This window comes from Serratia sp. 4542, from assembly GCF_016805595.1.
In the GTDB taxonomy this organism is placed as follows: Bacteria; Pseudomonadota; Gammaproteobacteria; order Enterobacterales; family Enterobacteriaceae; genus Serratia; species Serratia nevei.
This window is the reverse complement of sequence record NZ_RXKV01000024.1, coordinates 24,023-32,272: the sequence shown is the minus strand read 5'-3', so window position 1 is coordinate 32,272 and position 8,250 is coordinate 24,023. Positions and strand designations below refer to the sequence as shown.

Sequence of the window (8,250 nt, the reverse complement as noted above, 5' to 3'; positions counted from 1 at the left end):
ACTGCCAGGCATCAAATAAACGTTATCAGTGTGACGACTGGTAATGCGCAAATCGCAGAGCGCGATTTTGCCGGCATCGAGAGATGCAACGTAAAAGAATCGGTGGAGCGGTAGTTCAGTTGGTTAGAATACCTGCCTGTCACGCAGGGGGTCGCGGGTTCGAGCCCCGTCCGTTCCGCCACTTATTTAATTATGCCTGCTTTATTAGCAGGCATAATGTTAAGCGAGATTTAGGGGCGTAGCTCAGTTGGTAGAGCACCGGTCTCCAAAACCGGGTGTCGCGAGTTCGAGTCTCTCCGCCCCTGCCATATTAAGAACCCTTTGCGAAAGCAAAGGGTTTTTTTTTGCCTATCATTTTTCTTCCTTACCGCTTTGGAACAGAGCACATGGACGTTAGGTGCCGATGTTTGCCCGATCCTGGTTGCTCCATCTTTCTTCCGATCTTTACCCCCGTGACCTCCTGATTCCCTTGCTGTTTTGCATTATCTCCTCTCAGAAGGCGATGAGCGCGTTTTTGCTTGATAGACAGTCATGACCACGATGACGGCGTTTAAGGCCGCCATAACGCTTTAGGCTGCGGTATTTAAAGGTATTTTAAGTAATTGCCGAATCAAAGGCTGTTGATCGCTGTTTTGCAACCAGACGGCATACAGTGGGCGGATAATCGGTGGGATCTCAGCGGAGGCCACCAGCTGTGGGTACTCTTGTTCCCACTGGCTGGGCAGGAAAGCGCATCCGCCCGTGGTTTCCAGCAGCTGACGCGTCAGGTGAGCGGAGGTAGTGGTGAGCACCGGCACGTTATCGCCTTCCAGCATGCGGCTTTCCTGTTGGTGAAAGTCGGCTCCCCATTCCAGCTTGATGTAGGGCATTGGGGCTTGTTTATCACGATGCGCGGATGAGAACAGGCGTAATGAGAAATTGCTCAGCTGCTGGCTGGCCAATTCATCCATCTTCGGCGGTTCAGTGGTGATCAGTAAATCGAGCTGCCTTTCATGCAGTTGTTTTACCAAAGAGTGCCTTAATGCCACCCTGGCTTCGAGCTGTAGCGCCTCGCGTTGTTGATAGAGCGCCTGCAACCAGGGGGTCAGATAGGCTTCCCACAGCGAAGCGGTCGCGCCGATCGACAACTCGGTGTGTTGCAGCGAACGCACGACCTCCTTCTTCGCCAGCTGCCAGGTGTTCATCAGGCTCTCGGCATAGGGCAGAAGCCGCTCACCGGCAGGTGTCAGGCGGATATTATTGCGATGACGGGTAAATAAATTTGCGCCCAGCTGGTTTTCTAACTGACGGATGCGGAAACTGACCGCGGACTGCGTTAAGTACAAAGATTCTGCGGCTCTGCCAAAGTGACGCGTTCTACTGACCTCCAAAAAGGTTTTCAGTAATTCGGTATCCACACCTATCTCCAAAAAAATTTGTCGTTAAGATTTAAATGTTTTGTTTTACACGCTGTCAAGCCTATCTAATACTCCGCGCCATAAACAGCACGGCCATAAGAGAATTAGGAGCGTGTCAGATGGCGGATAGCTTCACCACGACCAATCGTTTTTTTGATAATAAACATTACCCTCGCGGGTTCTCCCGTCACGGCGATTTCACCATTAAAGAGGCGCAATTGCTAGAGCGCTTCGGCTACGCGTTTAACGAGCTGGACTCGGGCAAACGTCAGCCGGTCACTGAAGAAGAACAGCTGTTCGTCGCAGTGTGCCGCGGTGAGCGCGAAGCGGCTACCGAGCAGGAAAAAGTATGGGCTAAATATCTGGCGCGCACACGTCGCCCGAAGAAATTCCATACTCTGTCCGGCGGTAAACCGCAGGCTGACGCAGTAGAAGATTACAGCGACAGCGACGACTAAAGACGATGGGGCCTGCGGGCCCCATTTTCTATTCCAGACTACGATGCAGCTGTAACAGCAGACGGTCCATACTGCGATAGCCCAGCGCTTCGCAGAGGTGGCTCCTGTTGAGCTCCGCATCCCCCGCCAAATCCGCCAGCGTGCGCGCCACTTTCAAAATGCGCTGCCAGGCGCGGACCGATAACCCCAGCGCGTTTAATGTTGCCTCCAAAAACTCGGCGTCTGCCGCCTGCAGAATGCAATCACGTTCCACTTCGCGGTTGCTCAACAGCGCGTTGACTTTCCCGGCGCGTTCGAGCTGCCGGGCGCGCGCCTGTTGAACCCTTTCCCGCACTTTCTCACTGCTTTCTCCATGCGTTTTCCGCTGACTGAGCGTACCCGGCGGTAACAGCGGCACTTCGATAGACAGATCGAAACGGTCGAGAAAAGGCCCTGACAGCCGGGCCAGATAGCGCAATACCTGCTGCGGCGAGGCGCGATTGTGCAACCCCTGATAATGCCCGGTCGGGCTGGGGTTCATTGCCGCAATCAACTGCACTCTGGCGGGGAAACAGACCTTGGCGTTGGCGCGTGAAATTACGATCTCGCCGGACTCCAGCGGCTCACGCAGCGCATCCAGCACCTTACGCTCGAATTCCGGTAGCTCATCCAGAAACAGCACGCCGTTATGCGCCATAGAGATCTCGCCCGGGCGCGGCAGTGAGCCGCCGCCGACCAACGCCGCCATCGATGCACTGTGATGCGGTGCGCGAAACGGCCTCTGGCGCCATGGCAGGGCTGCGGGGATATGGTGCTGCAAGCTGGCGACCGCCAGGCTTTCCAGCGCCTCATGCTCCGTGAGCGGCGGCAGCAAGCCCGTGAGGCGGCTGGCCAACATGGTTTTACCGGTGCCCGGCGGCCCAATCAGCAGCAGGTTATGCCCGCCGGCGGCGGCGATCTCCAGAGCCCGCTTGGCCTGTTCCTGGCCGATGATGTCGCGCAGATCGGCGTTGTCGCAGGCGATGTCCACAGCGGGAGGCGTGGCCGCCACCGGCAGCTCGCCCTGGCCGAGCAGAAAGGCACAGACTTCCAACAGGTGCCGGGCGGTATGGGAGTGCGACTGCGCAATCAGGCCGACTTCGGCGGCGTTGTCCGTCGAGAGGATCAGTTGCCGCCCGGCGTCAGCCGCCGCCAGCGCCGCCGGGATCGCGCCCCTGACCGCGCGCAGTGCGCCGGACAGTGCGAGCTCGCCAAGAAACTCGTAGCGCGCCAACGGTGCGAGGGGCAATTGCTCGGAGGCGGCGAGGATCGCCAGCGCTATCGGCAGATCGTAACGTCCGCCTTCTTTCGGCAGATCGGCGGGCGCCAAATTGACGGTGATGCGCCGGGCGGGAAAGGTGAAACCGTTGTTGATCAGGGCACTGCGCACCCGATCGCGCGCCTCTTTCACCGTGGTTTCCGGCAGACCGACCAGCGTCAGGCCGGGCAGGCCATTGCTGATATGCACCTCCACCGTTACGGAAGGGGCCTGAACGCCGATGATGGCGCGGCTATAGATTACCGCCAGTGACATATCGCTCTCCTTGCTGATGGCGACATGATGCGCGATTCATCCTGGTGGCGCGCGGCATTATTGGTGTTTTTTCGATGGTTTTCGCAGCCTAATCACCGATTTTTATCTCATTGAATGAGATTGTGCGATCCGCCTCGCAGGCTGCGGCAATACCCATTAACAATATCGCCGAAGGCTGCAACACATTAGCGGCCCAGACGCATTGCAACCATAGGCTTGATGGGTATATTTAACAATTGATTAAAAGAAAAATCACTTCTTTAACAAACTCCGACCGCCGCCGCATTCTGCCCGGCAGCCGCTAAGCCTCCTGACTTCGTACTCTACGGTAGGGATAACACTATGTTTGGTTGGACCCCGCTGCAACGCAACGCGGCAATCGCCAGCTTTTCAAGCTGGACGCTCGATGCTTTCGATTTTTTCGTGCTGGTATTCTTACTCAGCGATATCGCGCAATCCTTTCACGTCGGCCTGGAACAGGTCACGTTGGCGATTCTGCTCACGCTGGCGGTGCGGCCTATCGGCGCGCTGATCTTCGGGCGCGCGGCGGAAAAATATGGCCGCAAGCCGATCCTGATGTTGAATATCGTCTTCTTCTCGGTATTTGAGCTGCTCTCCGCCGCCGCGCCCTCGCTGACGGTCTTTTTGCTGCTGCGGGTGCTGTACGGGGTTGCGATGGGCGGCATCTGGGGCGTGGCGTCGTCATTGGCGATGGAAACCATACCGGACCGCTCACGCGGCCTGATGTCGGGTATTTTCCAAGCCGGCTATCCGTTCGGTTATCTGCTGGCGGCGGTGGTGTACGGCCTGCTGTTCGAAACGGTCGGCTGGCGCGGCATGTTCGTTATCGGCGCAGCGCCGATCCTGCTGCTGCCGTTTATTTATTATTGCGTGCAGGAGTCGCCGGTGTGGCTGGCGGCGCGCGAACGCAAAGAAAGCACCGCCTTGCTACCGGTGCTGAAGAGCCACTGGAAGCTGTGCTGCTATCTGGTGCTGCTGATGGCGGCGTTCAATTTCTTCTCCCACGGCACGCAAGATCTGTATCCGGTATTTTTGAAAGTTCAGCACGGTTTCGACCCTAAAACCGTCAGTATCATTGCCATAAGCTACAATATCGCGTCCATTATCGGCGGCGTATTCTTCGGTTCGTTATCGGAAAAGATCGGCCGTAAGAAAGCGATCATCATCGCCGCGCTGCTGGCGTTGCCGGTGATCCCGCTGTGGGCGTTTTCCAGCGGTTCACTGATGCTCGGGATCGGCGCTTTCCTGATGCAGTTCATGGTGCAGGGTGCCTGGGGCGTGATACCGACCTACCTGACCGAACTGGTGCCGGCCAACACCCGCGCGGTGCTGCCGGGGTTCGTGTACCAGCTGGGCAATCTGATAGCCTCGGTCAACGCCACGCTGCAAGCCACTATCGCCGAGCATCATGGGCATAATTACGGTCTGGCGATGGCGATCGTCGCCGGTACGGTGGCGGTGGCGATCGCCCTGTTGGTGTTCTTTGGCAAGGATACGCGCGGCAAGGCGATCACCGACGCGGTGAAAAATCCGGACATGCGCGCCAACGTGTGAAAGAGGGGCGATTTGCGTGAGGTATGACCAGATTGCGCCGAATAATAACGCAAAAAAAGTGTTGTCATGCCGCGCGCGACTATGGTACCTCTGTAAGCATTAGTTCTGAATGAGCACAGTGAACAAACCCATTATGAAAGCCTTTGCCCAAGTGGTTAGCCTAGTCGTGATTAGCGTGGTGGTGATTATTATCCCACCGTGCGGGGCTGCACTTGGACGAAGAAAGGCTTAGCAAACAAGCCGGAATCGCAAGAGAACCCCCGCACCGTCAGGTCCGGGGGTTTTTTATTGGCAAGAGAAAAGTGGAGCAAGGGGCAGAGCATGAGAAACAGAACAAAATCCTGCAGTTGTCGAAGTAAGGCGGGGAAATAACTATGAATGGCGCTCAGTGGGTAGTTCAAGCGTTGCGTGCGCAGGGGGTGGATACCGTATTCGGCTATCCGGGCGGGGCAATCATGCCGGTGTACGATGCGCTGTACGACGGCGGTGTGGAACACCTGCTGTGTCGCCATGAACAGGGCGCCGCGATGGCCGCCATCGGCTACGCCCGCGCCACTGGCAAAGTCGGCGTTTGCATCGCCACTTCCGGCCCTGGCGCCACCAACCTGATCACTGGCCTGGCTGATGCGCTGCTCGATTCCGTTCCCGTTGTCGCCATCACCGGTCAGGTGGGTTCCGCGCTGATCGGCACCGATGCCTTTCAGGAGATCGATGTTCTCGGCCTGTCTCTGGCCTGCACCAAGCACAGCTTCCTGGTGGAATCGCTGGACGCCTTGCCGGGCATCATGGCGGAAGCGTTCGCCATCGCCGCAGGCGGCCGCCCTGGCCCGGTGCTGATCGATATCCCGAAAGACATCCAGCTGGCGCAGGGCGACTTGCACCCGCATCTGATGCCGGTCGACGAGGCGCCGGCGTTCCCGGCGGCAGCGTTGGCAGAAGCGGCCGAGCTGCTGGCGCAGGCGCACAAACCGATGCTGTACGTCGGCGGCGGCGTGGGTATGGCACAGGCGGTGCCGGCGCTGCGTGAATTTATCGCCGTGACCCGCATGCCGAACGTCGCCACCCTGAAGGGGCTGGGCGCGCCGGATGCGCAAGATCCGCTGTACCTCGGCATGTTGGGCATGCACGGCACCAAGGCTGCCAACCTGGCGGTGCAGGCGTGCGATTTGCTGATTGCCGTCGGCGCGCGTTTCGATGACCGCGTGACCGGCAAACTGAACGCCTTCGCACCGCACGCCAAAGTGATCCACATGGATATCGATCCGGCGGAGATGAGCAAGCTGCGCCAGGCACATGTGGCCCTGCAGGGCGATCTGAAAGCGTTGCTGCCGGCGTTGCAGCACCCGCTGAATATCGCCGCCTGGCAGCAGCAGGTGACGGCGCTGAAAGCCGAGCACGTCTGTCGCTACGATCACCCCGGCCAGCCGATCTACGCGCCATTGTTCTTGCGCCAGCTGTCCGCCCGCAAGCCGGCCAACAGCGTAGTGACCACCGACGTGGGCCAGCACCAGATGTGGAGCGCGCAGCACATGACGTTCGAACGCCCGGAGAATTTCATCACCTCCAGCGGCCTCGGCACCATGGGGTTCGGCGTGCCGGCGGCGGTGGGGGCTCAAGTCGCGCGTCCGCAAGATACGGTGATCTGCGTCTCGGGCGATGGCTCCTTCATGATGAACGTGCAGGAGCTGGGTACCATCAAGCGCAAACAGCTGCCGCTCAAGATCGTGCTGCTGGACAACCAGCGCCTCGGAATGGTGCGTCAATGGCAGCAGCTGTTCTTCGACGGCCGCTACAGCGAAACCAACCTGTCCGATAACCCCGACTTCCTGATGCTGGCCGCCGCCTTCGGCATTCCCGGCCAGCGCATCAGCCGCAAGGATCAGGTGGAAGGCGCGCTCGAGGCGCTGTTCAGCACCGAAGGCCCTTATCTGCTGCAGGTCTCTATCGACGAACTCGAAAACGTCTGGCCGCTGGTGCCGCCGGGCGCCGGCAACGAAACCATGTTGGAGGAAATATCATGATGCAGCATCAACTCTCGATCCAGGCGCGTTTTCGCCCCGAAATGTTAGAGCGCGTATTGCGGGTCGTGCGTCATCGCGGCTTTCAGGTTTGTGCTATGAATATGGTTTCTCCGGCCAACGCCGACAGCATCAATATCGAATTGACCGTTGCCAGCCCGCGTCCGGTCGCCCTGTTGTCATCTCAGTTAAGCAAACTGCTGGACGTCTCCTGCGTCGAGATCCAGCAGCCAACATCACAACAAATACGCGCCTGAGGCGCCGAGAAGGATAAATAACAATGACAAAGAAAGCCGATTACATTTGGTTCAATGGTGAGATGGTTCCCTGGGCCGAGGCCAAAGTGCACGTGATGTCGCACGCGCTGCATTACGGCACGTCGGTATTTGAAGGCGTGCGCTGCTACGACTCGCACTTGGGGCCGGTGGTGTTCCGTCATCGCGAACATATGCAGCGCCTGCACGACTCGGCGAAAATCTACCGCATGCCGGTTTCGCAAAGCGTCGACGAGCTGATGGAAGCCTGCCGTGCCACGCTGCGCAAGAACAACCTGGTCAGCGCGTACATCCGCCCGCTGGTGTTCGTCGGCGATGTCGGCATGGGCGTCAACCCGCCGGCCGGTTACAAAACGGACGTGATTATCGCGGCGTTTCCTTGGGGCGCTTATCTGGGTGAAGAAGCGCTGGATCAAGGCATCGATGCGATGGTCTCCTCCTGGCACCGCGTCGCACCAAACACGATCCCCACTGCGGCCAAGGCCGGCGGTAACTATCTTTCCTCCCTGCTGGTGGGCAGCGAAGCGCGTCGCCACGGCTATCAGGAAGGCATCGCGCTCGACGTGCACGGCTACATTTCCGAAGGGGCGGGCGAGAACCTGTTTGAAGTGAAAGACGGCGTGATTTACACCCCGCCGTTCACCTCTTCGGCGCTGCCGGGTATCACCCGCGACGCGATCATCAAGCTGGCGAAAGACATGGGCTTCGAAGTGCGTGAGCAGGTGCTGTCGCGCGAATCGCTGTACCTGGCCGACGAAGTGTTCATGTCCGGCACCGCGGCGGAAATCACGCCGGTACGTAGCGTGGACGGCATTCAGGTCGGCATCGGCAAATGCGGCCCGGTGACCAAACAGATCCAACAGGCGTTCTTCGGCCTGTTCAGCGGCAAGACAGAAGACAAATACGGCTGGCTGGATCCGGTAAATCCGTAACGACAAGACAGACAGATAAGAATATCCAGGCGGTTCGTTCGCC

8 protein-coding genes and 2 tRNA genes are annotated in these 8,250 nt (G+C 58.7%); 8 read left to right on the top strand and 2 right to left on the bottom strand.

The annotated features are described in order from the left end of the window. Nucleotides 1–104 precede the first annotated feature (104 nt). Nucleotides 105–181, top strand: a tRNA-Asp gene (locus tag EKL15_RS24260). A 51-nt stretch (nt 182–232) separates the two neighbouring features. Next, nucleotides 233–308 (top strand) — tRNA-Trp (locus EKL15_RS24255). Nucleotides 309–569: 261 nt separating this feature from the next. Here the strand turns inward: EKL15_RS24255 and hdfR are convergent. After that, nucleotides 570–1,397 (bottom strand): HTH-type transcriptional regulator HdfR, encoded by an 828-nt coding sequence (gene hdfR / locus EKL15_RS24250; protein WP_060425370.1) that lies wholly within the window; start codon nt 1,395–1,397, stop codon nt 570–572. Nucleotides 1,398–1,516: 119 nt separating this feature from the next. Here hdfR and EKL15_RS24245 point away from each other — a divergent pair, with 119 nt between their 5' ends. Next, the gene (locus EKL15_RS24245; protein ID WP_048232148.1) at nt 1,517–1,855 is read left to right on the top strand and encodes a DUF413 domain-containing protein; all 339 of its coding nucleotides are present in this window, start codon (nt 1,517–1,519) and stop codon (nt 1,853–1,855) included. Nucleotides 1,856–1,883: 28 nt separating this feature from the next. Here the strand turns inward: EKL15_RS24245 and EKL15_RS24240 are convergent, their stop codons facing one another. Next, entirely contained in the window at nt 1,884–3,407 is a 1,524-nt protein-coding gene (locus EKL15_RS24240; RefSeq protein WP_060438302.1) for a YifB family Mg chelatase-like AAA ATPase, read from the bottom strand. Between the two features lie 342 nt (nt 3,408–3,749). On the opposite strand from EKL15_RS24240, the gene EKL15_RS24235 reads away from it, so the two are divergent. The 5 genes from EKL15_RS24235 to EKL15_RS24215 all read left to right on the top strand — a co-directional run bounded on the left by EKL15_RS24235 (nt 3,750) and on the right by EKL15_RS24215 (nt 8,207). Beyond that, nucleotides 3,750–4,982 (top strand): MFS transporter, encoded by a 1,233-nt coding sequence (locus tag EKL15_RS24235; protein WP_084827060.1) that lies wholly within the window; start codon nt 3,750–3,752, stop codon nt 4,980–4,982. Between the two features lie 133 nt (nt 4,983–5,115). Beyond that, on the top strand, nt 5,116–5,214 hold the full coding sequence (ilvL, locus tag EKL15_RS24230) for an ilv operon leader peptide (protein WP_100396803.1): 99 nt from the start codon (nt 5,116–5,118) through the stop codon (nt 5,212–5,214). 142 nt (nt 5,215–5,356) lie between these two features. Further along, nucleotides 5,357–7,003 carry an acetolactate synthase 2 catalytic subunit gene (gene ilvG, locus EKL15_RS24225; RefSeq protein WP_100396798.1) on the top strand — a complete coding sequence of 549 codons (1,647 nt, stop codon included), beginning with the start codon at nt 5,357–5,359 and terminating at the stop codon, nt 7,001–7,003. Next, on the top strand, nt 7,000–7,257 hold the full coding sequence (ilvM, locus tag EKL15_RS24220; protein WP_038874702.1) for an acetolactate synthase 2 small subunit: 258 nt from the start codon (nt 7,000–7,002) through the stop codon (nt 7,255–7,257). Before ilvG ends, ilvM begins: the two co-directional genes overlap by 4 nt. A 23-nt stretch (nt 7,258–7,280) precedes the next feature. Next, on the top strand, nt 7,281–8,207 hold the full coding sequence (locus EKL15_RS24215; protein ID WP_033636413.1) for a branched-chain amino acid transaminase: 927 nt from the start codon (nt 7,281–7,283) through the stop codon (nt 8,205–8,207). The last annotated feature ends 43 nt before the right edge of the window (nt 8,208–8,250 follow it).